The 24,418-nt window shown below is 68.0% G+C and carries 24 protein-coding genes; 15 read left to right on the top strand and 9 right to left on the bottom strand.

Features of this window, described 5'->3' with window-relative positions; all coding sequences use genetic code 11:
* Window positions 1-11 precede the first annotated feature (11 nt).
* Window positions 12-1,223: a M20 aminoacylase family protein gene (locus QF040_RS23615; protein WP_429613057.1), complete on the top strand. Its 1,212-nt coding sequence runs from the start codon at window positions 12-14 to the stop codon at window positions 1,221-1,223.
* Between the two features lie 7 nt (window positions 1,224-1,230).
* Here the strand turns inward: QF040_RS23615 and QF040_RS23610 are convergent, their stop codons facing one another.
* Complete coding sequence (locus QF040_RS23610) at window positions 1,231-2,232, bottom strand: recombination-associated protein RdgC (RefSeq protein ID WP_429613056.1); 1,002 nt, start codon at window positions 2,230-2,232, stop codon at window positions 1,231-1,233.
* Between the two features lie 134 nt (window positions 2,233-2,366).
* On the opposite strand from QF040_RS23610, the gene QF040_RS23605 reads away from it, so the two are divergent.
* Genes QF040_RS23605 through QF040_RS23595 form a run of 3 tightly spaced genes read left to right on the top strand, consistent with a single transcriptional unit; the run spans window position 2,367 to window position 3,965 of the window.
* Window positions 2,367-3,320, top strand: coding sequence for a branched-chain amino acid transaminase (locus QF040_RS23605; RefSeq protein ID WP_198789380.1), 954 nt, complete (start codon window positions 2,367-2,369; stop codon window positions 3,318-3,320).
* A gap of 8 nt (window positions 3,321-3,328) precedes the next feature.
* On the top strand, window positions 3,329-3,538 hold the full coding sequence (locus QF040_RS23600; RefSeq protein ID WP_081270012.1) for a zinc-finger domain-containing protein: 210 nt from the start codon (window positions 3,329-3,331) through the stop codon (window positions 3,536-3,538).
* A 1-nt stretch (window position 3,539) separates the two neighbouring features.
* The gene (locus tag QF040_RS23595) at window positions 3,540-3,965 is read left to right on the top strand and encodes an ABZJ_00895 family protein (protein WP_429613055.1); all 426 of its coding nucleotides are present in this window, start codon (window positions 3,540-3,542) and stop codon (window positions 3,963-3,965) included.
* A 1-nt stretch (window position 3,966) separates the two neighbouring features.
* Here QF040_RS23595 and QF040_RS23590 read toward each other — a convergent pair whose 3' ends face one another.
* The 8 genes from QF040_RS23590 to QF040_RS23555 all read right to left on the bottom strand — a co-directional run bounded on the left by QF040_RS23590 (window position 3,967) and on the right by QF040_RS23555 (window position 13,570).
* Window positions 3,967-5,016 carry a hypothetical protein gene (locus tag QF040_RS23590; protein WP_429613054.1) on the bottom strand — a complete coding sequence of 350 codons (1,050 nt, stop codon included), beginning with the start codon at window positions 5,014-5,016 and terminating at the stop codon, window positions 3,967-3,969.
* A gap of 5 nt (window positions 5,017-5,021) precedes the next feature.
* Window positions 5,022-6,272, bottom strand: coding sequence for an O-antigen ligase family protein (locus tag QF040_RS23585; RefSeq protein ID WP_429613053.1), 1,251 nt, complete (start codon window positions 6,270-6,272; stop codon window positions 5,022-5,024).
* Between the two features lie 62 nt (window positions 6,273-6,334).
* Window positions 6,335-7,534, bottom strand: a complete 1,200-nt coding sequence (locus QF040_RS23580; protein ID WP_429613052.1) for an ATP-binding protein — start codon at window positions 7,532-7,534, stop codon at window positions 6,335-6,337.
* A gap of 6 nt (window positions 7,535-7,540) precedes the next feature.
* Window positions 7,541-8,263, bottom strand: a complete 723-nt coding sequence (locus QF040_RS23575) for a response regulator transcription factor (protein WP_013538733.1) — start codon at window positions 8,261-8,263, stop codon at window positions 7,541-7,543.
* Entirely contained in the window at window positions 8,260-9,966 is a 1,707-nt protein-coding gene (locus QF040_RS23570) for an NAD(P)/FAD-dependent oxidoreductase (RefSeq protein ID WP_429613051.1), read from the bottom strand. Before QF040_RS23570 ends, QF040_RS23575 begins: the two co-directional genes overlap by 4 nt.
* 4 nt (window positions 9,967-9,970) lie before the next feature.
* Complete coding sequence (locus QF040_RS23565) at window positions 9,971-10,834, bottom strand: beta-ketoacyl synthase chain length factor (protein ID WP_429613050.1); 864 nt, start codon at window positions 10,832-10,834, stop codon at window positions 9,971-9,973.
* Window positions 10,831-12,039, bottom strand: coding sequence for a beta-ketoacyl-[acyl-carrier-protein] synthase family protein (locus tag QF040_RS23560; protein ID WP_429613049.1), 1,209 nt, complete (start codon window positions 12,037-12,039; stop codon window positions 10,831-10,833). Before QF040_RS23560 ends, QF040_RS23565 begins: the two co-directional genes overlap by 4 nt.
* 145 nt (window positions 12,040-12,184) lie before the next feature.
* Window positions 12,185-13,570, bottom strand: a complete 1,386-nt coding sequence (locus tag QF040_RS23555; RefSeq protein ID WP_307684205.1) for an AmpG family muropeptide MFS transporter — start codon at window positions 13,568-13,570, stop codon at window positions 12,185-12,187.
* Window positions 13,571-13,630: 60 nt separating this feature from the next.
* Between QF040_RS23555 and QF040_RS23550 the strand changes: the two genes are divergently transcribed.
* From QF040_RS23550 to biuH, 11 genes are all read left to right on the top strand, one after another.
* Complete coding sequence (locus tag QF040_RS23550; RefSeq protein ID WP_306880983.1) at window positions 13,631-14,503, top strand: M48 family metallopeptidase; 873 nt, start codon at window positions 13,631-13,633, stop codon at window positions 14,501-14,503.
* A 218-nt stretch (window positions 14,504-14,721) separates the two neighbouring features.
* Window positions 14,722-16,437: an allophanate hydrolase gene (atzF, locus tag QF040_RS23545; protein ID WP_429613048.1), complete on the top strand. Its 1,716-nt coding sequence runs from the start codon at window positions 14,722-14,724 to the stop codon at window positions 16,435-16,437.
* A gap of 21 nt (window positions 16,438-16,458) precedes the next feature.
* Window positions 16,459-17,463 carry an ABC transporter substrate-binding protein gene (locus tag QF040_RS23540; protein ID WP_429613047.1) on the top strand — a complete coding sequence of 335 codons (1,005 nt, stop codon included), beginning with the start codon at window positions 16,459-16,461 and terminating at the stop codon, window positions 17,461-17,463.
* 2 nt (window positions 17,464-17,465) lie between these two features.
* On the top strand, window positions 17,466-18,293 hold the full coding sequence (locus tag QF040_RS23535; RefSeq protein WP_307606918.1) for an ABC transporter permease: 828 nt from the start codon (window positions 17,466-17,468) through the stop codon (window positions 18,291-18,293).
* Complete coding sequence (locus tag QF040_RS23530; RefSeq protein ID WP_307603915.1) at window positions 18,290-19,123, top strand: ABC transporter ATP-binding protein; 834 nt, start codon at window positions 18,290-18,292, stop codon at window positions 19,121-19,123. The genes QF040_RS23535 and QF040_RS23530 overlap by 4 nt, the downstream gene beginning before the upstream one ends.
* On the top strand, window positions 19,120-19,500 hold the full coding sequence (gene hpxZ / locus QF040_RS23525) for an oxalurate catabolism protein HpxZ (RefSeq protein ID WP_429613046.1): 381 nt from the start codon (window positions 19,120-19,122) through the stop codon (window positions 19,498-19,500). The genes QF040_RS23530 and hpxZ overlap by 4 nt, the downstream gene beginning before the upstream one ends.
* A 61-nt stretch (window positions 19,501-19,561) precedes the next feature.
* Window positions 19,562-20,680, top strand: a complete 1,119-nt coding sequence (locus QF040_RS23520) for a BMP family ABC transporter substrate-binding protein (protein ID WP_429613045.1) — start codon at window positions 19,562-19,564, stop codon at window positions 20,678-20,680.
* Window positions 20,681-20,709: 29 nt separating this feature from the next.
* Window positions 20,710-21,771, top strand: coding sequence for an ABC transporter permease (locus QF040_RS23515; protein ID WP_429614688.1), 1,062 nt, complete (start codon window positions 20,710-20,712; stop codon window positions 21,769-21,771).
* The gene (locus tag QF040_RS23510; protein ID WP_429613044.1) at window positions 21,768-22,691 is read left to right on the top strand and encodes an ABC transporter permease; all 924 of its coding nucleotides are present in this window, start codon (window positions 21,768-21,770) and stop codon (window positions 22,689-22,691) included. The genes QF040_RS23515 and QF040_RS23510 overlap by 4 nt, the downstream gene beginning before the upstream one ends.
* Before the next feature lie 5 nt (window positions 22,692-22,696).
* Window positions 22,697-23,689, top strand: a complete 993-nt coding sequence (locus QF040_RS23505; RefSeq protein ID WP_429613043.1) for a formamidase — start codon at window positions 22,697-22,699, stop codon at window positions 23,687-23,689.
* 8 nt (window positions 23,690-23,697) lie between these two features.
* Complete coding sequence (gene biuH / locus QF040_RS23500) at window positions 23,698-24,411, top strand: biuret amidohydrolase (protein WP_429613042.1); 714 nt, start codon at window positions 23,698-23,700, stop codon at window positions 24,409-24,411.
* Window positions 24,412-24,418: the final 7 nt, after the last annotated feature.

The following is a 24,418-nucleotide window of genomic DNA, read 5'->3' as shown; positions in this document are numbered from 1 at the left end:
CACATCCATCCATGACCCGCGAACTCAGTCTCCAGACCACCCGGCTCCTGTCCCGATTGCTGCCGCAGGCCGACGTCGACACCCAGGCCTTCATCGACATCCGCCGACAGATTCACGCCCACCCCGAACTCGGCTTCGACGTGGGCGCGACCGGCGAGCTGGTCGCCAACCTGCTGCGCGAATGGGGCTACGAGGTGCACACGGGCATCGGCAAGACCGGCATCGTGGCGCAGCTCAAGGTCGGCAGCGGCACGCGGCGGCTGGGCATCCGCGCCGACATGGATGCGCTCCCCATCGTCGAGGCCACGGGCCTGCCCTATGCGAGCAAGACCCACGGCCGCATGCACGCCTGCGGCCACGATGGCCACACCGCCATCCTGCTCGCGGCCGCCAAGGCGCTCGCGAAGCGCCGCGATTTCGACGGCACGCTGAACCTGATCTTCCAGCCCGACGAGGAGAACCTCTGCGGCGCCCGCGCGATGATCCAGGACGGCCTGTTCGAGCGCTTTCCCTGCGATGCCGTCTACGCGCTGCACAACGCGCCGGGCGTGCCGGTCGGCAGCTTCCTGGTGATCGAGGGGCCGGTCACGCTGTCTTCGGACGTGGCCGACGTCACGATCAAGGGCGTGGGCGGGCATGGCGCCATGCCGCATCTCTCGCGCGATCCCGTGCCCGCGGCCGCCGCAGTGGTCACCGCGCTGCAGACCGTGGTGGCGCGCAATGTGACGCCGGGCGACACGGCCGTCGTGTCGGTCGGCTTCATCCGTGGTGGCGCGACGCACAACGTGATTCCGCAATCGGTGGCGCTGGGCCTCAACGTACGTGCGGCGCGGCCCGAGACGCGCGCGGTGGTGGAGCAGCGCATCCGCGAAATCGTCAGCCTCACGGCGCAGGCCCACGGCGTCGAGGCCGAGATCGACTACCGCCAGCTTGTGCCGCCGGTGGTCAACACCGCGGCCGAATGCCGGCTGATGGAGCAGGTCTGCGCCGAGCTCGTCGGCGTGGAGCATGTGGTCACCGAGGCGCCGAAGGGCTTTGCGGGCAGCGAGGACTTCGCCTGGATGCTCGCCGAGTTGCCGGGCTGCTATGTGCTGCTCGGCAACGGGGAGGGCGAGTTCGGGGGCTGCATGGTGCACAACCCCGGTTACGACTTCAACGACCAGGTGCTGCCGTTGGGTGCGGCCTGCTGGGTCCGTTTGGCCCAGGCCTACCTGGTCGCCTGACCGTCGATCAGAAAGGCGCGTCTTCTTCCTCGACGGCGTCGGCCGGCGTCGCGGGCGCCGATGCCGCTTTGGCAGCAGGCTTCGGTGCTTCGTCCGCCGGTGCAGCACCGAACGCCGCCTCGCCGCCCAGCGCATCGAGCAGTGCCGGCACCAGCTGGCCGAGTTCGCCGGTCGCGATTGCCACGTCGGCGTCGTAGTTGTCTTCTTTCTTGCCACCCGCCGCGCCGTCGCCCGTGCCCTCGAGGAACACGATCTTGCGGATCAGCATGCCGTGCGTCAGCTCGAACGACACGCGGTCGTCCCAGGTGAGCGCGAGACGCGTGGGCCGCTTGCCGTCGGTGATGTGCTTCTGCACTTCCTCGATATCGAGCGGATGCTTGGCGTAGCGCACCACAGCCTTCGAATCGTCCGAGGCCTTGAGCTCGCACTCGCGGTCGATGGTGAAGCCGGCCGGCGGCTCCTGCGTCAGGAGCCAGTTGGCCATGGCGGCGGCCGGCTCGATCTGCGTGTTGATCGGCGCCACCGCAAAGCCGTCGAGCGACTTCACGAGGCTGGTGACCACTTCGTCGGCGCGCGAGGCGTTGCCGCTGTTGATCACGAGGCGGTTCTCGGCCTTGTCGATCCACACCGCCACGCGTGCGCTGCGGGTGAAGGCCATCGGCAGCAGCTCGAGGGTGATGTCTTCCTTGAGCTCCTTCTTTTCCTTCTTGCCGGGCTTGCGGCCGGTGGTGGCCTCGATCTGCGCGCAGCGCTCGTCAAGCTTGCGGCGCACCACGGAACCGGGCACCTGCTTGCTCTCGATCATGTATTCGACGAGCCACTGGCCGTCGATGGATTCGACCAGCGGGCCGCCGGCTTCGCCGCGGGGCTCGGCCCAGCCAGCGGACTTTTCCTGCGAGGGGCCGCAGGGCTCGAAGCGGTGCTTGCCCAAGCCCTCTTCCGCCTCGGCCAACGTTTGGGACCAGGCAGGTTCGATGCGATAGACGATGACGTTCTTGAATACGGACACGGAAACCCTTTTTCCACTGGTTTGCACAACCCGCCATTGTCGGGCACCCGATTCCGGGCGCCGCCTTAAAATCGAAAGCTTTTGCGACTTCCCCCTCTGTCGCACCCCCACACCGCTCCCAAAGGAATCAGGAAATGAGCTCGATCCCCCCCTCGCTGGACGACCGTGACGGCAAGATCTGGATGGACGGCGAACTCGTGGACTGGCGCGACGCCAAGATCCACGTGCTGAGCCACACGCTGCACTACGGTTGCGGCGCCTTCGAGGGCGTGCGCGCCTACAAGACGGCGGACGGCGGCACGTCCATCTTCCGTTTGGCCGAGCACACCGAGCGCCTGTTCAACAGCGCCAAGATCCTGCGCATGAAGATCCCCTTCTCGCAGGAGCAACTGAACGAAGCCCAGAAGCAGGTCGTGCGCGAGAACAAGCTGGAAAGCTGTTACCTGCGCCCCCTCATCTGGATCGGCTCCGAAAAGCTCGGCGTGAGCCCCAAGGGCAACAAGATCCACGCCATGGTCGCGGCCTGGTCCTGGGGCGCCTACCTCGGCGAAGAAGGCATGCGCCGCGGCATCCGCGTGAAGACCTCCAGCTACACCCGCCACCACGTCAACATCACGATGACGCAGGCCAAGTCGGTGAGCAACTACACGAACTCGATCCTGGCCAACATGGAAGCGCTGGACGACGGCTACGACGAAGCGCTGCTGCTCGACGCGAGCGGCTTCGTGTCGGAAGGCGCGGGCGAGAACATCTTCGTGGTCAAGGGTGGCGTGGTGTACACGCCTGATCTCTCGGCCGGCGCCCTGAACGGCATCACGCGCAACACGATCCTGCACATCTGCAAGGACCTCGGTATCGAACTCGTGCAGAAGCGCATCACGCGCGACGAGGTCTACATCTCCGACGAAGCCTTCTTCACCGGCACCGCCGCCGAAGTGACGCCGATCCGCGAGCTCGACCGCATCGAGATCGGCAACCGTGGCGACGGCGGCTCGCGCGGCCCGATCACCGAGAAGATCCAGTCTGCCTTCTTCGACATCGTGAACGGCAAGAATCCCAAGTACGCCCACTGGCTCACGAAAGTCTGAGAAAACCCATGTCTACCAATGCAGTCGTCGAACTCCTGGCCAAGGAGCTCAACCATCAGGGCGGCGTGTTCTGCCCCAGCCCCAAGGCCGACATGAAGCTCTGGAACAGCCACCCCAAGGTCTACCTGGATGTGGCGCGCACCGGCGAAGCCAAGTGTCCGTACTGCGGCACGGTGTACCGGCTGAAGGCCGGTGAAACCGTGTCGGCGCGCCACTGACGTGACGCTGCGGGGCCTCCTGTGCCGCTTTGCAGCGGCCTACCTGGTCCTGTTGGTCGTTGTCGCCGTGGTGCTGAACCTGGCGGGTGCCAGTTCCCACACGAGCGGCAACGTGGCCGCCTTGCTCGCCGCGCTGACGTGGGTGTGCATGGACTTCGCCAAGAAGAACGGCCGCTACTTCACGCCCGACGAAAAGAAGCGGGCCATCGTGGGCATGCTGGTCATCGACATGGCCATGCAGGCGGCAGTGACGGCGGCGGCCGGCCTTTTTTCCATTTCTTCCGGAGAGCCGGTCCTTGCGCTCGGACCGACGATGCTGGTGCTGCTTTTCGTCGGCGTGCTGCACGCGCTGGTGATCTGGTTCTTCGTCGGCTTTGCCGGCAAGCAGCACGCGGCGGCCGAAGCCCGGCGCAACAAGACCGGTTGAGTCAGGGCGTGAGCACCATCGGCAACGTCTTCTGGCCGCTGATCCATTCGCCGCGCAGGCCGGCGCCATCGGGCTTGAGGCGCAGGCGCGTGTCGGTGGATTCCTCGAGCAGCAGCACGCCGTCCTGGTACTTGCCGAACACCGAGATCGCTTTGCGATAGCGGTCGTAAAAATACGTGGCGGCGACAGAGCCGTCGCTGCGCAGCGCCTCCAGCCGCAGGGTCACCGGCAGGCGCGCATCGATGGTGCCGTGCAACACCTGGTCGAACGGCGATGCCGGAGCAGGCGCCGCGCCTTCGCCCAGCAGCAGCGCGCGGCCATACGCCGTGAGCCATGGCTCGAGCTGCGCGGGCGTGAAGCGGGTGCTGAAGACATCGAGGTCGTCCAGCGCGCGCATCGCGTGGTTGCTGCAGCGGCCCTGTGTGAACAGCACGCCCTTCGCATCGATTTCCATGCCGCGCATGCCCTCGATCTTCTGGTAGACCGGGTCCTGGCGCGACGTCAGGCACTCGGTGTAGAGCGCGATCTTGTCTTCGCGCGCTTCCTCCTTGCTGCGCGCCTTGCTCCCCAGCGCGGCAATCTCCTTGCGCAGCCTAGCGGCGTTGTTCGCCTGGATCTTGCGCGCCATGTTGGCAAGGCCCTCGGCGGTGAACAGGTCGCTGGGCGAGAGATGGCGCCCGGTCGCCGCATCGAACGCGTGCCCGATGGAGAAGCTTTCGCAATACGCGCCGCAGCCTTCCCCTTCGACGCGCAGCGACAGCACGCGGCCGTCGTTGCGCAGCACCGCGTAGCCGAGGTTCGGCAACCGCTCCCAGTTTTTCGCATCGACGCCGCGCAGGCCCTCCGCGGCGCGCGCCGGGGCCATGGCCTCGAAGGTGTCGATGAAAAGAAACTGGTTGATGCGATCGGCGACCTTGGCGTCGTCGGTACGCACCCAGGGAAAGCGTTGCGCCTCGGGGCCTGAGCCGTGGACGAGGCTCTGCACGACGGCGGGGGCCGCGTGCGCACCGAAGGCGCAGGCCAGAAGCAGGGTGGCGAGGATGCGTCGCATGGTCTTTATGCCGCCGGGTTTGTGTTCAGGTCCGGCCGACGCCACGGCCACAGGTCGCGCCACGGCGCGGGATCGTTCTTTTCCTGCGCGAGCCGCAGATACACCATCGCGATCCAGAGCAGCGCAAGCCCGATCTGCGCATCGCGCATGGCCGAGTTCACGCTCGATGCGATCAGCGCGATCAGCGTTGCGGCCAATGCGAAGCGGCCGGCGATGTCGGGACGCCGCCACGCCTGCCATACCGCCGCCACCATGATGACCAGCAGGCTCAGCAGCGCGGGCAATCCGCCCTGCGCGCCCACCCAGAGGAAGTCGTTGTGCGGCATGTTCGAGTCCGCGAACAGGGTCGGGCCGCGCTTGTGCCACTGGCTGGTCCAGCCGCCGATGCCCCAGCCGGTGAGCGGCCGGTCGGCGATCATGAGGCCGGTGTCGCGGTACATGTAGTAGCGGATGACCCAGCTTCCGTGGAAGACCGCGCCGGTTTGCGCTTCCTCGATTTCCTGCACGCCGGTCTCGACCTTGTGCTGCAGCTGCGGCAACTGGTAGAGCGCGGCCCCGATCACGACCGCTCCCAGCACCAGCGCACTCACCAGCATCTTCAGATGGCTGCGCCACTGGTGGATGCACACCACCGGAATCACCAGCAGCAGGGCGAGCACCGAGGTGCGCGAGGTCAGCGGCAGCGCCACCACGAAGCCCAGTCCCAGCAGCAGCAGGAAAGCCGGAATGGCGCGCAGCGGCCTGTGGGCGGCGATCTGCGCAATGCCCCACACGGCGGCCGTGGTGGCCACCACGCTGAAAAGCAGCGCGTTGCTGATCGACTTGTTGCCCACCTCCATGACCACCCCGCGCAGCGGCGACCAGACCGGAAAGCCGATGCCATAGTGCAGAACGATCAGCAGGATGTTCAGCGCCGCGATCAGCAGGAAGCCGCGCAACGCCCAGATCGCTTCTTCGCGCGTGAGCGCCATCGCCATCAGGATCGTGAGGCCGATGCGCACGCCGTGAAAGAGGTTGGAGCCGGTCTCCGGGTAGTGCGGACCGAAGGCGAGCACAAGAAGGGTCCAGGCCAGGTAGGCGACCACCGGCCACCACAGCGGATTGGCACGCAGGCGCGCGAAGCGTTCGGCGTACCCGCCGGCAATCAGCATCGCGAGCAGCAACAGGATGGCCGACAGGTAGGTGACGCCGACCGGCATGAACACCACCAGCCCCCAGAACATGGCCGCGGGCCGAACGATGTGCGATCTCTGCATAGGGGCGGGATTTTAGGGTGGGCCTGATGGCGCCCACCTGACTTCGCCCGCAGGGGGAATGATCAGTGCGCGGCCGCGGCCACCGGCAGCCGGATCACGAAGCTCGCCCCGCCTTCCGGCGCGTCTTCGCAGCGCACGGTGCCGCCGTGCCGCTCGGCGATCGACTTCACCAGCGCCAGCCCCAGGCCGACGCCGCCATTGCGCTCGCTGGCGCCGGGCAGGCGGTAGAAGGGTTCGAAGATGCGCTCGCGCAGGGCGGGCGGCACGCCGGGGCCGCGGTCGTTCACGCGCACGGTGGCAAAGCCGTTGGCGCTGCCCAGTTCCACGCTGATGCTGCCGGCGCCGTAGCGGCGGGCGTTTTCCAGCAGGTTGCGGATCGCGCGGCGCAAGAGGCGCGACACGCCCGGCACCGTGAGCGCCGCGTTGTCGGTGCCCTCGGCCAGGTCGAGTTCGGCATTCACCTGCGAGCATTCCTCGGCGGCGAGACCCGTGAGATCGACCGCCTCGATGGTGCCCATGTCGGCCTCGCTCGCATCCAGGCGGCTGGCGAGCAGGATCTCGTCGATGAGCTGGTCGAGCTCGCCGATGTTGCGCGAGATTTCCTCGCGTGCCTTGGGGCTCGGGTGTTCGCCCATCAATTCCAGCCCCATGCGGATGCGGGTGAGCGGCGAGCGCAGTTCGTGCGATGCGTTGGCCAGCAGCGACTTGTGCGAGCGCACCAGCTGCTCGATGCGTTCGGCCGACGCGTTGAATCGTTTGGAGAGATCAGCCACTTCGTCCTGCCCTTCTTCGGTCACGCGCACCGAGAGATCGCCATCGCCCCAGCGCTGCACGCCGCGCTGCAGCGTTTCCAGCCGCTGGGTGATGCGCCGCACGATGGGGTAGACGCCCAGCGCCACCGCCACGCCCACCAGCGCGATCATCCAGCCGAGGCCGAAGGGCGTGCGCCATGGCGCGAAGCCGCCGGTGCCGGTGGGGCGCTCCCGCGGCGCCACGCGCAGCGTGATGGCCTTGCCGTCGCTCAGCGTCACGTCGAATTCCAGTCCCTGGCCCGGCACGCGCAATGCGGTGCCCGAGCCGATGGTCTTGTCCTGCGCATCGAGCACGACCACGTGGCGCGGCACCGGCGCCAGCCGCTCGCGCTCGGCCTCGGCGGCCTCGCGCACGATCCAGTTGGCCATCAGCGTGAGGATGACCACGCCGCCCACCACCGCGAGCCAGATGCGGACGTAGAGGTGGCCGGAGTAGAGCTTGCGCAGCATCAAGCTTCAGTCTTGTTGCTTGGCGAAAACGTAGCCCACGCCGCGTACCGTGAGGATGCGCTTCGGGTTCTTCGCATCGACTTCTATCGCGGCGCGGATGCGGCCCATGTGCACATCGATCGAGCGGTCGAAGGCCTCGAGCTCGCGGCCGCGCACCGCTTCCATGATCTGGTCGCGCGTGAGCACGCGGCCCGCGCGCTCGGCCATCGCGACCAGGAGGTCGAACTGGTAGGAGGTGAGGTCGGCCAGCGCGCCGGCCACCGACACGGTGCGCGCATTGCGGTCGATCTCCAGCGTGCCGAAGCGCATCACGGTGGAGGCTTCGCTCTCGGTGGCGTTCTCGCTGCGGCGGCGCAGCACGGCGCGGATGCGCGCCAGCAGCTCGCGCGGCTCGAAGGGCTTGGGCAGGTAGTCGTCGGCGCCGATCTCCAGGCCGATGATGCGGTCCATCGGATCGCCCTTGGCGGTGAGCATCAGCACCGACACCTTGGAGATCGGGCCGGGCAGCGCGCGGATGCGGCGGCAGACTTCGAGCCCGTCGGTGTCGGGCAGCATCAGGTCGAGGATCACGAGGTCGGGGGCGTGCTGCTGGAGCTGCTCCAGGCCGCTCGCGCCGTCACCGGCGTGGTTGAAGGCGAAGCCCGACTGCGTCAGGTACTCGCCCACCATCTGCGCCAGGCGGGCGTCGTCTTCGATCATCAGGAGTTGGGGGGTGCTCATGCGCTTCATGGTCGTCCACAGGGAGCAAGCGGGCTTGAACGCTCCGTAAAGTTGGGTAAACCTCGGGCGTGGGTGTCAACCGGAGGTGCTGCGAAAAGCATAGCGTCGCGCGCCGCCGCCGCGGGTGTTTTTCCGCGGTTTTCTTCGAGAAGCGCCAGCAGGGCGCCAGCCTCCACGTCGGGATCGGCGGTGCGCGCCCGCCCGAGGATTTCGCCGGCCAACTGCCGCAGCATGGCCGTGGAATTGCGGATGCGGTCCTTGAACCCGGCGTCGTCGAGCGTGTCTTTCAGGCTGCGGTTGAGCTCGGCGAACCACGGCATCGCGGCCTGGTCGAGCATCACGGCCGGGTTGCTCTTGTTGCTCGAGGCCGACCAGTCGCGCATCAGCCGCTGCACCGCGACATTCAGGTGCTGGCAGTGCTGCAGTTCGTCCTTCAGGCTTCCGAGCGCCGGCAGGTCGGTCAGACGCCGCTGGAAGAAGATCTGCGCGAGCACGCCCCAGTAGTAGGCGTAGTCCCAGATCACCTTCACCGGCAGCACCTCCGGGTCGCCGAAGAGCGGGTACTGGTCCTGATAAAGCGCAAGCGTGCTCTCGTAGAACGAGTGATAGATCTGGTCGTAGAGCTGGGCCCGGGCTTCCAGCGGCCGGCCGGCGCGGTCCTGCGCAATGAGGTCGGTGATGTAGGTGTTCGCGATCGCGATGAAGTCGCTGCCGGGTGAATAGAACGGGTCGAGAAAAAGCCCCGCCTCGCCCGTCATCGCCCAGCGCTCGCCCGAAAACACCTGCTTGCAGCCGTGCGAGAAGTGCCTGAGGAACGCGAAGTCCTGCAGCAGGTGGCGCTTGCCGTCCAGCGCCTCGTGCAGGCGCGGCTGGTAGGTGGCGAACCAGGCCATTGCCTTCTCGAAGGTGTCGAGGGTGTCCAGCGGATGCAGCGCCGGGTCGGCCACGATGCCCACCGAGTGCGAGCCGGAGGCCAGCGGAATCAGCCAGGCCCAGTAGCCGGCGCCCACGAAGTGGTTGGTCGAGAGCCAGCGCGCCTGCGGGTTGCAGCGTTCGCGCCATTCGGCGTTGTCGCTCCAGTCGTCGACCGCGATGCGCTCGCCGATGCGGAACCACACCGCGTTGACGTCGTGCGCGTTGGGCTCGGCAAGGCCGAGCTTGCGCTTGAGCATGCCGGCGCGGCCGCAGGCGTCGATGAGCCAGCGCGCCTCCGTGGCGTGGGTTTCGTCGCCGCGCGTCCATTCGATGCGGTGGGGCGCCGCGGGGTCCTGGGCCAGGTCGATGCGGCGCACCAGCGCGCTGTCGACGAAGCGCACGCCGTGCCGCACGGCTTCCTCGGCCAGGAAGTTCTCGAAGATGCCGCGGTCGATCTGGTAGCTGGGCACCGCCAGGTAGCGGCTCGCGCCGATCTCGGTGACGTTGTCGATGTCGCTGCGGCCTTCGCTGAAGAAGAAGCGAAAGCCGAACTTGCGCAGCTGCGCTTCGTCCATGTGCGCCTTGAGCCCGAGCACCGTGTCGAAGTAGTGCGCCCCGATCTCGACCGACGATTCGCCCACCTTGTGGGCCGCGTGCGGCACCGGATGCGTGCGGCGCTCCAGCACCAGCACCTTCAGGTCGCCGAAGCGCTGCTTCAGCTGGATCGCCAGCGTGAGGCCGGCGAGACCGCCTCCCATGATCACTGCGTCAAACGAATTCAGCGCAGTGTCGGTCATGGTGTCAGTCCTTCGGAGGAGGCCGCAGCTGCAGCCTGAGTGACAGGGTGGGCGAGAGCTGCAGGTGCAGCGGCGGTTCGTCGCCGCCCTCGACGTACGCCAGTGATTCGAACAGGCCGAGCGCCTGCGCCATCGGGTTGATGGCCACCAGCGACTTTGCGGCTTCCGATCGCAGTGGCGTGTAGGTGGCCGCCGCGTCGTCGCCCGCCGCACCGCGGCTGGCCAGCGACCACTGCAGCGCGGCCACGCTGCGTTCGGTGCGCACGGGCGCGATCACCATCGCCACCGCGAGCAGGCCGCGGCTGTCGGTCACCGATGTCAGGGCGCCGACGGTGGGCGTGTCGTAGCCCACCAGCAGCACCGGCTCCTGGTCGGCCGCGCACTGCACGGCCGCTTCGAGCAGGCCGGAGGCGAAGCTGTTTTCATAGGCCGACACGGCATTGCTCGCCGCCATGCAGCCCGTGCCGATGGTCCAGTACCCCACGGCCGCGTTGTGCACGGAGTTGTGGAACTTGGTGGGCGAGAGCATCTTCGGATCGCTCGCGAGCGTGCCGCACATGTAGTCGTTGATCGACAGGTCGCCATGCGCCGAGGCGAACACGCAGGGCACGTCGGCCGCATTGCGGCCCGAGGCGGCCATGGCGGCGGCGGCCACTTCGAGCGCCAGCGCCACGGTGTCGGGCGCACGGCGGCGCTCGGCCGGGGCCAGCACCTGCGGCGACGGCCGCTTGGCCGGCGGATCGGTCAGCGCGCCTTCGCCGCGGAAGGCCGCGCGCGCGGCGTCCCAGCCGGGGAGGGTGGGCGTCCAGAAGGCGGGGCCTTCGATGTAGAGGGTGGGGGGCATCGGGGGCGTCGCTGTCGTGCTCATGCGGCGTCCGCCTTGCCGAACACGAGCGAGCAGTTGTTGCCGCCGAAACCGAAGGAGTTGGAGAGCGCATAGCGCACCTCGCCGTATTCGGGTGCGAGCCGGATCTGCGGGCCGAAGCCTTCGTCGATCGTGCGGGTGCCCACCGTACCCGGCTTCAGGCCGCGTTCGATGGCCAGCAGGCTGATCACCGCTTCGACGATGCCCGCCGCGCCCAGCGTGTGGCCCATGAAGCCCTTGGTCGAACTCGCGTGCGTGGTGGCTGGGAAGCGGCGCGCCACCAGGGCGCCTTCGACTTCGTCGTTCTTCTGGCTCGCGGTGCCGTGCATGTTGATGTAGTCGATCGCCTCGGGCGGAAGTCCCGCGCGCAACAGCGCCTCGTCGAGCGCGCGCTCGGCGCCCAGGCCCTCGGGATGCGGGGTCGACATGTGGTGCGCGTCGCTCGCCTCGCCGTAGCCCAGGAGGTGCAGCGGCGCCGAGTCGGCCCCGCTTTGCACGCGCTCGACCAGCGCGAAGCCCGCTGCTTCGCCCAGGCTGATGCCGTTGCGTCCGGCATCGAACGGACGGCAGGGCTCCGTCGACACCAGCTCCAGCGAGTTGAAGCCGAACAGCACGCTGCCGCAGAGGGTGTCCACGCCGCCGACCACCGCCGCGTCGGCCAGGCCCAGGCGGATCAGCCGCTCGGCCGAGGCGAACACCTTGGCGCTCGATGAACAGGCGGTCGAGATCGTCTCGGCTGGGCCTTCGAGGCCGAGCACTTGCTGCACGAACATCGCGAGCGAATGGGGCGTGTGCACCGCGGCGCGGCGCTGGTCGGGCGGGAACATGCCGTTTCCGTCGAGTTGGGTGTAGGCCAGCTCGGTCTCGCCGATGCTCGAGGTCGAGGTGCCCAGGATCAGCGCGACGCGCGAAGCGCCGTACTTCTTGCGCGCGGCGGCCACCGCTTCGAGAAAACCATCGGCCTGCAGGCCCAGCCAGGCGAGCCGGTTGTTGCGGCAGTCCCACGAGGCCAGCGGCTCGGGCAGGCGGACGTCTTCGAGTCCGTCGACGCGGCCGATCCATGTGGGCAGGGGCGCATCGCCGAAGTCGTTGGCACGCAGGCCGCTGCGCGAGTTTTCGAGCGCTTCGGCCAGCGGCGCCTTGCCGACGCCGACGGCCGAGGTGGCCGTGTAGGCGCTGATCTGTAGAGGGGAAATACGGGAGAGCACGATGATTCTTGGAGCTGCGACAAGCGAAAGAACGTCGGTGTGACGACAGGCGTAATTTTCAGGCAATGAATGTCACGCAGCCTACCAGCAGAGCGCCCGGGCCCGCGTCGGCTGTTTCCCATAAGTGCAGCCTAGGGCCACGGCCCTATTGACGGTCCGCGGCGCTTGTGGTCGTCGTGAGGCGCGAGGCCAGCGCGACCAGGAGCAGCACCGGCACGCCCAGCAGCGCGGTGGCGGTGAAGAACTGGCTGTAGCCGTAGGCATCGACGAAGGCGCCCGAGTAGCCCGCAATGAACTTGGGCAGCAGCAGCATCAGCGAACTGAACAGGGCGTACTGCGTGGCCGAGTAGCTGATGTTCGTCAGGCTCGACAGGTAGGCGATGAAGGCCGCCGAGGCGATGCCGCCGGCCAGGTTGTCGGCCGAGACCACCGCGATGAGCGCCGTGAGGTCGTGCCCGCGCGAGGCCAGCCAGGCGAACAGCAGGTTGCTCGCGGCGCTGAGCACCGCGCCCAGCATCAGCACGCGCATGACGCCCAGGCGCATCGACAGCACGCCGCCCACGAAGGCGCCGGCCAGCGTCATGACCACGCCGTAGATCTTGCTGACCGTGGCCACCTCGTCCTTGGTGAAGCCCATGTCCACGTAGAACGGGTTGGCCATGATGCCCATCACCACGTCGCTGATGCGGTAGATGGCGATCAGCGCGAGGATCAGCGCGGCCTGCCACTTGTAGCGGCGGATGAAATCGGCAAAGGGATCGATCAGCACGTTCTGCAGCCACTCGGCCGCGTTCTTCGCCTTCGGCAGCACGAGCCGCACCGGCTCGGGCGACAGCAGCACCGTGAGCACGCCGACGCCCATCGAGGCGGCCATCACGAGGTAGGCGGTCTTCCAGGCGCCGTTCTGGTAGGCCGCCGCACCGGTCGCGGCGACGGCGGGCGCCACTTCGGCCCAGGCCGCGACCCACAGCACGCCGGCGCCGGCCCAGATCATCGCGAGCCGGTAGCCGGTCTGGTACGCGGCGGCGAGTGCTGCCTGCTTGCGCGTCTCGGCCGATTCGATGCGGAAGGCGTCCAGCGCGATGTCCTGCGTGGCCGAGCCGAAGGCCACCAGCAGCGCGCACCAGACCAGCGGCGCGAGGCCGTGGCGCGGATCGTTCATCGCCATGCCGACCAGCCCGACGATCACCAGCGCCTGCGCCAGCAGCAGCCAGCCGCGGCGCCGCCCGAGCAGCGTGGTCAGCGGCGGCAACGGCATCCGGTCGACCAGCGGCGCCCAGACCCACTTGAAGCCGTAGGCCAGGCCCACCCAGCTCAGGTAGCCGATGGTGGTGCGGTCGATGCCTGCTTCGCGCAGGCGAAAGCTCAGGGTGCCCAGCACCAGCAGCAGCGGCAGGCCGGCCGAGAAGCCCAGCGCCAGCATGCGCAGCGTGGCCGGCTCGAGGTAGACCTTCAGCGTGTCGCGCCAGGACGGTGAGGGGGCGGTGGGGGTTTCGAGCGGCGGGACGGACATGAGCCCCGGATTGTCCATGAGCCGCCGCGGGAATCGGCCGGCCCGTTTGTCTTCATTTGTTCCTATGATCCGCCCCCTATGTGCACACGATGCGAACGCCCCATTTCCGCAGCCTCGGCCGCTTCCCCGGCCTCGCCCTGGCAGCCGCGAAGAGCCTTCCTGCTGGCCGCGGCCGGTGCGGCCACCGCGGCGCTCGGCGGTCCCGCCTTCGCGCAGGTCAACGTCGGCAATGCGTCGGTGGCACGCAACCTCGTGCCGGCGGACAAGATCGAGGCGGCCGGCGTCCAGCAGTACGGCCAGTTGCTCGCGCAGGCCCGGGCCAAGAATGCGCTCGCTGGCGACAACAACGCGCAACTGCAGCGGCTGCGCGCCATCGCGCAGCGGCTCATTCCCTTCGCGACGCCCTGGAACACCCGGGCGCGCGAATGGAAGTGGGAGGTCAACCTGATCGGCAGCAAGCAGATCAACGCCTTCTGCATGCCCGGCGGCAAGATCGCCTTCTTCACCGGCATCCTCGAGCAGCTCAAGCTGAGCGACGACGAGGTCGCGATGGTGATGGGCCACGAGATGGCCCACGCGCTGCGCGAACACGCCCGCGCCCGCATGGCCAAGAGCGCCGGCACCGGCGCGGCGCTGTCGATCGGCGCGCAGCTGCTGGGCCTCGGGCAGGTGGGCGACATCGCGGCGCGCGCCGGCACGCAGCTCATCACGCTCAAGTTCAGCCGCAGCGACGAGACCGAAGCCGACCTCGTGGGGCTCGAACTCGCGGCACGCGCGGGCTACGATCCGAAGGCCTCGGTGTCGCTGTGGAACAAGATGGCGACCGCCTCGAAGAACCAGGGCGGCTTGAGCTTTCTCTCGACGCACCCGAGCGGGACCGACCGGATCGCGAAGCTCGAGGCGAACATCCCGAAGGTGGAGAGCCTTTACCGGAACGCCAAGCGGAGCTGAGGCCGGCCTCCCTGCATGACTCCCTCTTCCGCTGGGAGAGGGCGGGGGTGAGGGCAGCGGCCTTCATATAAGAGTTGCGCCTCATCGGCGGCACCTCACCCTCACCCCAACCCTCTCCCCAAGGGGGAGAGGGAGCAAATCCGATCTCCATTGCAGCCGTCATTCCGGCTGGCACATTGCTTGCATCTCGACTTGTACACAAGTTTGGATGCCTGAAGATGGTGCATGAATACGACCCGCTGACCGCCGCCGCCTGGATCGCGAAATTCGCGACGCCCGTGGCCGGTGCCGCAACCGCCGACACCCCCGGCGTGACCCTGCCGCTCGCCGGGCTGCGCTTCGCGGTCAAGGACAACATCGACGTGGCCGGCGTGCCTACCACCGCCGCCTGCCCGGCCTTCGACCGCCGGCCGACGGCGCACGCGGCCGTGGTGCAGCGGCTGCTCGAAGCCGGTGCATCGCTGGCCGGCAAGACCAACCTCGACCAGTTCGCCTGCGGCCTGAACGGCACGCGCTCGCCGTATGGCGAGGTGCCCAACGCCTTCGATGCGCGCTACGTCTCCGGCGGCTCCAGCTCCGGTTCGGCGTACGTGGTGGCTGCGGGCGAGGTCGACTTCGCGCTCGGCACCGACACCGCCGGCTCCGGCCGCGTGCCCGCCGGGCTCAACAACATCGTCGGCCTCAAGCCTTCGCGCGGGTTGCTCAGCACCTTCGGCGTGGTGCCGGCGGCGCAGAGCGCGGACTGCGTTTCGATCTTCGCGCGCACCGTGTCGCTGGCCGTCGACGTGATGCTCGCCGCCTCCGGCCACGACCCGCGCGATCCGTATTCGCGCGACATCGCGATGCACCGCGAGCCGCTGCCCGCACGCTTCAAGTTCGGCGTGCCCGACACGCTGAGCTTCTTCGGCGACACCGCGGCCGAAGCAGCCTTCCGCGATGCGCAGGCCAAGCTCGTGGCATTGGGCGGCTCGGCCGTCACCATTCCCTACGCGCCGCTCGCCGAGGCCGCGGCACTGCTTTATGAAAGCGCACTCGTCGCCGAACGCTACGCGGCCGTGCGCGAGTTCTTCGACGCGCACGCTGAAGAGGTGATCGAGCCCGTGCGCAGCATCCTCGCGAGCGGAAAGAAATATGTCGCCGCCGATGTGTTCGACGCGCAGACCCGCCTTCGCGCCATCGCGCAACAGGTCGAGCCGATGTGGCGCGACATCGACGTGCTCCTGGTGCCCACCGCGCCCACGCACTACACGCGCGAAGCCATGCGCGCCGACCCGGTCGTGCTCAACCGCAACCTCGGCGCGTACACCAACTTCGTCAACCTGCTCGACTACGCCGCGCTCTCGGTGCCGAGCAGCCTGAGGCCGGACAGCCTGCCGTTCGGCATCACGCTGATCGGCCCGAGCGGGAGCGATCTCGCACTGGCCGACCTCGGCCAGCGCTATCACCACGCGACCGGGCTTGCGCAGGGCGCGACCGGCCAGCCGCTGCCCGCACCGCGCCCGGTGCCGGGCCTCGCGACACCGGCGCCGCAGACCCTCGCCATCGCCGTCGTCGGCGCGCATCTGTCGGGCATGCCGCTCAATGGCCAGCTCACCGAGCGCGGCGCCACGCTGCTTCGCGCCACGGCCACATCGCCGGCCTACCGCCTCTTCGCACTCCCGGGCACCACGCCGCCCAAGCCCGGCCTGCAACGCAGCACGGAAGGCGGCGCCGCCATCGCGCTGGAGATCTGGGCCATGCCTATCGCGCAAGTCGGCAGCTTCCTCGCGCTGATCCCGCCACCGCTCGGCCTTGGCAGCGTCGAGCTGGCCGACGGCAGCTGGGTCCACGGCTTCATCTGCGAAGGCCATGCGCTGGCCGACGCGCAGGACGTGACCCACCACGGCAGCTGGCGCGCTTACGTCGCGAGCCGCACCACCGCTTCTTCCAACTGATCGACTGATCCAGGAGTCCCGATGAGCACCTTCGACAAATCTTCCGCCTCGCGCCGGCAGTTGCTGCAGGCCGGCATCGGTGCCGCGGGCCTGGCCGTGCTGGCCGCACCCGCCATCGTGCGTGCCCAGGCCGCACCCAAGCTGCGCATCGGCTACTGGCCCGTGGCCGCCGGCCTGCCGTTCTTCGCGGCGGTGGACCGCGGCTACTTCAAGGAAGCGGGGCTCGATGTGGAGCCGCTCAAGTTCGCCGCCGCGCAACAGATCATGGAAGGCATGCTCGCGGGCCGCTGCGACGGCAGCGCCAACGGCACCGGCTCGGCCAACCTCGCGATCGGCGAGATCGCACAGCCGGGCCTCTTCAAGATCTTCTGCACCAACCCGAGCAACGCCAAGTTCGTGCTCGACGAGTTCATCGTCGCCAAGGACAGCCCCGTCAAGACCGTGGCCGAGCTGGCCGGAAAGAAGGTCGCCTCCGGTCCCGGTATCCAGAACGTCACGCTGTGCAAGACCATGCTGGAGCGCGCCGGCGCCAAGGGCGCTGTGGTGAGCGAGCTGCCCATCGGCCAGCACGTGGCAGCGCTCGCCGCAGGCCAGGTCGATGCCTGCTACACGCTGGAGCCCACCGGCACCGTCGGCCGCATGAACGGCACCACGCGGGTGATCGAGGCGGGCGTCGTCGCCAGGTACATCCTCGGCGACCCGATGGCGCCGTGGCACGGCGGTGCCGCGAGCCTCACCTCCGAGTTCATCAAGAAGAACCCCGAGGTCGCGAAGAAGTACATCGCCGCCTACGCCCGCGGCGTGGAGCTGGTGCGCACCAAGCCCGACGACGCGCGCCAGCACATGAAGGGCTACACCGCCATCGAAGGCAAGCTCACGGCCGAAGTGCCGCTCGCCTCTTACATGCTCTACAACGAGTTCAAGCCGAGCGACGTCGCGTACTTCCAGAAGTTCTACGACCTGTTCACCGAGAAAGGCATCTTCGAGAAGAAGGTGCCGGTGGACGGCCTTCTCTACAAGGCCTGACCATGGCCGACGCAAGCACGACCACGGCCGCGCCGTGGACACCGCCGGCCAGCCTCAATGCCGCCGCGCCCAAGCCGCCGCTGCGCGACCGGCTGCTGCCTTTCATCGGTCCCGTGGTGCTCTTCATCGCATGGGACCTGGTGGTGCGCCTGGGCTTCATCAAGCCCATCCTGCTGCCCTCGCCGGCCGACACCATCGCCGCGCTGATCACCGGGCTCGCGGGTGGGCCGCTGCTCACCGACTTCGCGATGACGGTGTGGCGCACCTTGCAGGCCTTCCTCATCGCGGCGGTGGTCGGCGTGCCGCTGGGCGTGCTGCTCGGCAGCAACGAGAAGGCGTACCGCAGCGTCGAGTTTCTGATCGACTTCTTCCGCTCCACGCCATCGTCCGCGCTCATTCCGCTGTTCCTGCTGATCTTCGGCGTGAGCGACGTCAACAAGATCGCCATCGCGGCGTTCGGCGCGCTGCTCATCGTGGTGTTCAACAGCGCCTACGGCGTCATCAATGCGCGGAAGCAACGCGTGATGGCGGCCAAGGTCATGGGCGCCTCGCGCTGGCAGGTCTTCAAGGACGTGCTGATCTGGGAGAGCCTGCAGCCCAGCTTCGTCGGCCTGCGCTCGGCGGTGTCGATGGCGCTGGTGATCGTCATCGTGGCCGAGATGTTCATCGGCTCCGACACCGGCCTCGGCCATCGCATCATCGATGCGCAGCAGGTGCTCAATGTGAAGAGCATGTACGCGGCGATCCTGGCGGCGGGCGCTCTCGGCTACGCCCTCAACATTCTTTTCCTCGTCGCCGAGCGCCGCATCGTGCACTGGAGCGGAAGATGAAAGTCACGCCCGACATCGTCATCAACGGCCCGGTGTACGCCGACGTGCCCAAGCCGGTCTTCAAGCCCGGCCCGGCCGGCACGCACATCACCATCCGGGGCCTGACCAAGTACTTCGCGGGCTGGCCGCTGTACGAGAACTTCGACCTCGACATTCCCAAGCACAAGATCGTCTCGGTGTTCGGGCCCAACGGCTGCGGCAAGTCCACGCTGATCAACATGATCGCGGGGCTGGTTCCCATCGACGCGGGCGAGATCCTGTTCGACGGCAAGCAGCGCAAGGACACCAAGATCGGTTACGTGTTCCAGAACTACCGCGAGGCAATGTTCCCGTGGATGCGCACCATCGACAACATCGCCTATCCGCTGAAGCTCGAAGGCCGCAGCAAGGCCGAGGTCGACCGGCGCATGGAAGAACTGGTCGCATCGTTCGATGTGAAGTTCGACCTGAAGCGCTTTCCGTACGAGCTCTCGGGCGGCCAGCAGCAGACCGCATCGATCATGCGGGCCCTCGCGCCCAACCCCGAGGTGCTGTTCCTCGACGAACCCTTCTCCGCGCTCGACTTCGAGATGACGCTCTTCATCCGCGAGAAGCTGCAAGAGGTGTTCATGCAGACCGGCACCACGATGCTGCTGGTCTCGCACGACCTCGAAGAAGCCGTGTACCTCGCCGACGAGGTGCTGCTGCTGACCAAGCGGCCCACCAAGGTGGCCGAGATCCTGCGCTACGGCGATGCGCGTCCGCGCACCATCGAGACGCTGAGCACCGAGAGCTTCGTCGCGACGAAGAAGCTGAGCCTGGACATCTTTCAGCGCGAGGTGCGCCGATGACGCCAGAGATCAACCTCCCCGAGGTGCACGCCGAGGTCAGCGCCGTGTTCGCGCGCTACGAAGAAGCGCTCGTGACCAACCAGCGAGACGTGCTCGACGAGCTCTTCTGGAACAGCCCGCACACGCTGCGCTACGGCTTCTCGGAGAACCACTACGGCCACGCCGACATCAGCGCCTTCCGCGCGTCGCTGCCTGTGCAGAGCCCGCCGCGCGAGTTGCTGCGCACAGTGATCACCACCTACGGCCGCGACTTCGCGACGGCGAACGTCGAGTTCCGGCGCGAAGGCAGCCGCGAAGTCGGCCGCCAGAGCCAGACGTGGATACGCACGGCCGAGGGCTGGCGCGTCGTCGCCGCCCACGTGAGCATGCCGGCCTGAACGCGGCGCATCACGCGCGGCACATTTTTTGCACCTCCTTCAACTCTTCCGAAAGAACGCCATGACCAGTCAATTCAATCGTCGCGATTCCCTCAAGTCCCTGGCCGCGCTCGGCGCCGCCGGCACCCTCGGGGGCTGGAGCGCCCTCGCCAGCGCGCAGGCCAAGCCGCTCACCGTCGGCGTGATCTACGTCGGCGCGCGCGACGACTACGGCTACAACCAGGCGCACGCCATGGCCGCCGCCGAAATCAAGAAGCTGCCCGGCATCAAGGTGGTCGAGGAAGAAAACGTGCCCGAGACCGCCGCCGTGCAGAAGACCATGGCCGGCATGATTTCGCAGGACGGCGCCAAGCTCCTGTTCCCGACCTCGTTCGGCTACTTCGATCCGCACATCCTGGCCGTGGCGCCCAAGTACCCCGACGTGCGCTTCTCGCACTGCGGCGGCCTCTGGACCGAAGGCAAGCACCCGAAGAACGCCGGCAGCTTCTTCGGCTACATCGACGAGTGCCAGTTCCTCAACGGCGTGATCGCCGCGCACATGACCAAGAGCAACAAGATCGCCTTCGTTGCCGCCAAGCCGATCCCGCAGGTGCTGCGCAACATCAACGCCTTCACGCTCGGCGCGCGCTCGGTCAAGCCGAACATCACCTGCAGCGTGATCTTCACCGGCGACTGGTCGATGGCCGTGAAGGAAGCCGAGGCCACCAACAGCCTGGCCGACCAGGGCTGCGACGTGTTCACCATGCACGTCGACGGTCCCAAGGTGGTGGTCGAGACGGCAGCCAAACGCGGCAAGATGGTCTGCGGCTACCACGCGAGCCAGGCCAAGCTGGCGCCCAACGCGTACCTCACCGGCGCCGAGTGGAACTGGCTCACCGCCTACAAGACCGCCATCGAGGCCGCGCAAACCGGCAAGCCGCATCCCAACTTCCTGCGCGGCGGCCTGAAGGAAGGCTACGTGAAGATGTCGGCCTATGGCCCGATGGTGCCGGACGCCGCGAAGAAGCAGGCCGACGACATCAAGGCCAAGATGATCGCGGGCACCTTCGACATCTTCAAGGACGGCATCAAGGACAACAAGGGCGCGGTCGTGGTGCCGGCCGGCAAGGTGCTGAAGCAGACGGACCTGGAACTCGAAAAGATGAACTACCTCGTCGAAGGCGTCATCGGTTCGGCCTGAGTTCCGAGTTCATGCCCATGCCTTCGCCCATGCGCAGTGCGCTCAAGGAATTCGCCCTGCCGGTGTTCGCCATCGCGGCGGCGCTGCTGCTGTTCGGCGTGCTCGTGGCCTTCGCCGGCGTCGATCCGGTGGAGGTGTGGGCGACGCTCTTCAAGGGCGCGTTCGGCGACTGGTTCTCGTGGCAGAACACCTTGCAGCGCGCCGCACCGCTGATGCTCACTGCGCTGTGCGTGGCGCTGCCCGCGCGCGCGGGGTTGATCGTCATCGGCGGCGAAGGCGCGCTGGTGCTGGGCGGGCTGGCCTGTGCGGCGCTCGCGCATGCGGTGCCGCTGCCCGGCAATGTCGCGGGCACCGTGGTCGTCTGCATCGCGGGCGCGCTCGCCGGTGCGCTGTGGATCGTGCTCGCGGGGTGGCTGCGCCAGTACCGCGGCATCAACGAAACCATCAGCAGCCTGCTGCTGGCCTACATCGCCATCGGCATCTTCAAGCACCTGGTCGAAGGGCCGCTGCGCGATCCGGCGAGCCTGAACAAGCCATCGACCTATGCGCTGAACGACGGGCTGCTGATCGGCGGCATCGGCGGATCGGATGTGCACTGGGGCCTGGCGATCGGCGCCGTGGCGTGCCTGGGGCTCGGCTGGTGGCTGCGCGCGACCGCGTCCGGCTTCTCGGTGCGCGTGGTCGGCGGCAATCCGCGCACCGCGCAGCTCGTGGGCCTGCCGGCCACGCGGCTCATCCTCGGCAGCTGCGCGCTGGGCGGCGCGTGCGCGGGGCTCGCGGGCGCGGTCGAGGTGGCGGCGGTGCACACCAATGCCAACGCCTCGCTGATCGCGGGCTATGGCTACGCGGGCATCCTCGTGTCGTTCATCGCGCGGCACAACCCGGTCGCCATCGTGCCGGTGGCGATCCTGTTCGGCGGCTTCGGTGCGGCGGGCAGCCTGCTGCAGCGGCGGCTCGGGTTGCCCGATGCGTCGGTGTTGGTGCTGCAGGGCATCGCGTTCGTGCTGATCCTCGCGAGCGAGGGCCTGCGCATGATCGACTGGAAGGCGCTGCGCGCGCGTCTGTTCCGCGCTTCGGGGAGCCCGGCATGACAGCCGACCAATGGATCGCCCTCGTGGCCGGCATCGTCGGCGGCGCGCTGCGCGTTGGGGCGCCATTTCTCTTCGTGAGCCTCGGCGAATGCCTCACCGAGAAATCGGGCCGCATCAACCTCGGGCTCGAAGGCGTGCTGGTGTTGTCGGCGATGGCGGCCTTCGGCGGTGCGTATCTCACCGATTCGGCCTGGCTCGGCGTGCTGATCGGCGCAACGGCGGGCGCGGTGCTCGCGCTGCTGCACGGCCTTTTGTGTTCGCTCGATCGCGTGAACGACGTGGCGACGGGCATCGCATTGATGCTGCTCGGCACGGGGCTCGCGTTCTATCTCGGCAAGCCGCTGATCCAGCCGCAGGCGCCACAGATCCCCGCGATACCGCTGGGCTTCTGGAGCGACAACACGGTGGTGCGCTCGGCGCTGCAACTCAATGCGCTCGTGCCTATCGGCATCGCGCTCGCGGTGCTGCTCTGGTGGGGCTTTGCACGCACACGCGCGGGCTTGCTGGTGCGCATGGCCGGCGATTCGGCGCAAGCCACACGTGCGCTCGGCTACTCGGTCTCGGGCCTGCGCATCGCGGCGACCACGGCAGGCGGCTTCATCGCCGGGCTCGGCGGTGCATCGCTCACGCTGTTCTATCCCGGCAGCTGGAACGAAGGCATCTCCAGCGGCCAGGGCCTCATCGCCGTCGCGCTCGTGATCTTCGCGCGCTGGAGCCCGCTGCGCTGCGTGGGCGCGGCCTTTCTCTTCGGCGGTGCGGGCGCCATCGGGCCCGCGCTGCAGTCCATCGGCATCGGCTGGGGCTACCACCTCTTCAACACCGTGCCCTATGTGCTCACGCTGGTGATCCTGGTGCTCACCTGCAAGCCGGGCAGCGCGGCCATCGGCAGCCCCGGCGAACTGTCATCGACAAGGAACTGAACACCATGAGCGGTCTGGGTGGCCTCAACAAATCGGCGCACGGCGTCGTCGTCGGGCTGGTGCAACTGCAGTTGCCGAACGTGAAGACGCCGGCCGACCTCGCCGCGCAGACGCGGCGCATCTGCGACATGGTGGGCAAGGCGCGCCGCAACCAGTCGACGATGGACCTCGTGGTGTTCCCCGAGTACGCGCTGCACGGTCTCTCGATGGACACCAACCCCGAGATCATGTGCACGCTCGACGGCCCCGAGGTCGCGGCCTTCAAACGCGCCTGCATCGCGCACCATATCTGGGGCTGCTTCTCGATCATGGAAGCCAACCCCGGCGGCAACCCCTACAACAGCGGCCTCGTCATCGACGACCAGGGCGAGATCAAGCTCTACTACCGCAAGCTGCACCCGTGGGTGCCGGTCGAACCGTGGGAGCCCGGCAACCTCGGCATTCCGGTGTGCGACGGACCCAACGGCAGCAAGCTCGCACTGATCATCTGCCACGACGGCATGTTCCCCGAGATGGCGCGCGAGGCCGCGTACAAGGGCGCCGACATCATCCTGCGCACAGCGGGCTATACCGCGCCGATCCGCCATGCGTGGAAGATCACCAACCAGGCCAACGCCTTCTGCAACCTCGCCTACACAGCGAGCGTGTGCCTGTGCGGCAGCGACGGCAGCTTCGACTCGATGGGCGAGGGCATGTTCTGCAACTTCGACGGCACGGTGCTGGTCGAGGGCGGCGGGCGTGTGGACGAGATCATCACCGCCGAACTGCGCCCCGACCTCGTGCGCGAAGCGCGCACCGGCTGGGGCGTGGAAAACAACATCTATCAGCTCTACCACCGCGGCTACGTCGCGGTGAAGGGCGGCGCGCAGGACTGCCCCTACACCTACATGCACGACATGGCCGCTGGCACCTACAAGCTGCCGTGGAGCGCCGACGTGAAGGTGACCGACGGCACCTCCTGTGGCTTCGCGCCGCCGGAACGCAACTACCAAGGATGAGCATCGACATGACCACAGCAGCAGCAACCACCGCCGAACGCCATGTGGCCGCCGAGCCCTACGCCTGGCCCTACAACGGGGACCTGCGCCCCGGGAACACCGCGCTGATCGTGATCGACATGCAGACCGACTTCTGCGGCAAGGGCGGCTATGTCGACGTGATGGGCTACGACCTCTCGCTGGTGCAGGCGCCGATCCAGCCGATCGCGCGCACGCTCGCGGCGCTGCGGCCGCTGGGCTTTCACATCATCCACACGCGCGAGGGCCACCGCCCCGACCTCGCGGACCTGCCGGCCAACAAGCGCTGGCGCTCGCGGCAGATCGGCGCCAACGGCGTGGGCATCGGCGACGACGGCCCGTGCGGGCGCATCCTCGTGCGCGGCGAGCCGGGCTGGGAGCTCATTCCCGAACTCGCGCCGCTGCCCGGAGAAGTGGTGATCGACAAGCCCGGCAAGGGCTCGTTCTACGCCACCGACCTCGAGTTGATCCTGCGCACGCGCGGCATCGAGAACCTGATCCTAGCGGGCATCACCACCGACGTGTGCGTGCACACCACGATGCGCGATGCGAACGACCGCGGCTTCGAATGCCTCCTGCTGTCGGACTGCACGGCCGCGACAGACCACGGAAACCATCTCGCCGCGCTCAAGATGATCACGATGCAGGGCGGCGTGTTCGGTGCGCACACGACCTCGCAGCAACTGCTGGCCGCGCTGGGCTGATGCACGC

Source organism: Variovorax sp. W2I14 (genome assembly GCF_050435205.1).
GTDB lineage: Bacteria > Pseudomonadota > Gammaproteobacteria > Burkholderiales > Burkholderiaceae_C > Variovorax > Variovorax paradoxus_C.
Note: the sequence above shows the minus strand (reverse complement) of the source record. Positions and strands in the feature narration are given on the sequence as shown.

Coding starts and splice junctions, on each gene's coding strand:
- QF040_RS23540 (WP_429613047.1), top strand. CDS start 16,459: ATGAGCACCTTCGACAAATCTTCCGCCTCGCGCCGGCAGTTGCTGCAG.
- biuH (WP_429613042.1), top strand. CDS start 23,698: ATGACCACAGCAGCAGCAACCACCGCCGAACGCCATGTGGCCGCCGAG.
- QF040_RS23570 (WP_429613051.1), bottom strand. CDS start 9,966: ATGACCGACACTGCGCTGAATTCGTTTGACGCAGTGATCATGGGAGGC.
- QF040_RS23530 (WP_307603915.1), top strand. CDS start 18,290: ATGAAAGTCACGCCCGACATCGTCATCAACGGCCCGGTGTACGCCGAC.
- QF040_RS23600 (WP_081270012.1), top strand. CDS start 3,329: ATGTCTACCAATGCAGTCGTCGAACTCCTGGCCAAGGAGCTCAACCAT.
- QF040_RS23605 (WP_198789380.1), top strand. CDS start 2,367: ATGAGCTCGATCCCCCCCTCGCTGGACGACCGTGACGGCAAGATCTGG.
- QF040_RS23505 (WP_429613043.1), top strand. CDS start 22,697: ATGAGCGGTCTGGGTGGCCTCAACAAATCGGCGCACGGCGTCGTCGTC.
- QF040_RS23520 (WP_429613045.1), top strand. CDS start 19,562: ATGACCAGTCAATTCAATCGTCGCGATTCCCTCAAGTCCCTGGCCGCG.
- QF040_RS23580 (WP_429613052.1), bottom strand. CDS start 7,534: ATGCTGCGCAAGCTCTACTCCGGCCACCTCTACGTCCGCATCTGGCTC.
- atzF (WP_429613048.1), top strand. CDS start 14,722: ATGGTGCATGAATACGACCCGCTGACCGCCGCCGCCTGGATCGCGAAA.
- QF040_RS23555 (WP_307684205.1), bottom strand. CDS start 13,570: ATGGACAATCCGGGGCTCATGTCCGTCCCGCCGCTCGAAACCCCCACC.
- QF040_RS23515 (WP_429614688.1), top strand. CDS start 20,710: ATGCGCAGTGCGCTCAAGGAATTCGCCCTGCCGGTGTTCGCCATCGCG.
- QF040_RS23510 (WP_429613044.1), top strand. CDS start 21,768: ATGACAGCCGACCAATGGATCGCCCTCGTGGCCGGCATCGTCGGCGGC.
- hpxZ (WP_429613046.1), top strand. CDS start 19,120: ATGACGCCAGAGATCAACCTCCCCGAGGTGCACGCCGAGGTCAGCGCC.
- QF040_RS23575 (WP_013538733.1), bottom strand. CDS start 8,263: ATGAAGCGCATGAGCACCCCCCAACTCCTGATGATCGAAGACGACGCC.
- QF040_RS23535 (WP_307606918.1), top strand. CDS start 17,466: ATGGCCGACGCAAGCACGACCACGGCCGCGCCGTGGACACCGCCGGCC.
- QF040_RS23615 (WP_429613057.1), top strand. CDS start 12: ATGACCCGCGAACTCAGTCTCCAGACCACCCGGCTCCTGTCCCGATTG.
- QF040_RS23550 (WP_306880983.1), top strand. CDS start 13,631: ATGTGCACACGATGCGAACGCCCCATTTCCGCAGCCTCGGCCGCTTCC.
- QF040_RS23565 (WP_429613050.1), bottom strand. CDS start 10,834: ATGAGCACGACAGCGACGCCCCCGATGCCCCCCACCCTCTACATCGAA.
- QF040_RS23590 (WP_429613054.1), bottom strand. CDS start 5,016: ATGCGACGCATCCTCGCCACCCTGCTTCTGGCCTGCGCCTTCGGTGCG.
- QF040_RS23585 (WP_429613053.1), bottom strand. CDS start 6,272: ATGCAGAGATCGCACATCGTTCGGCCCGCGGCCATGTTCTGGGGGCTG.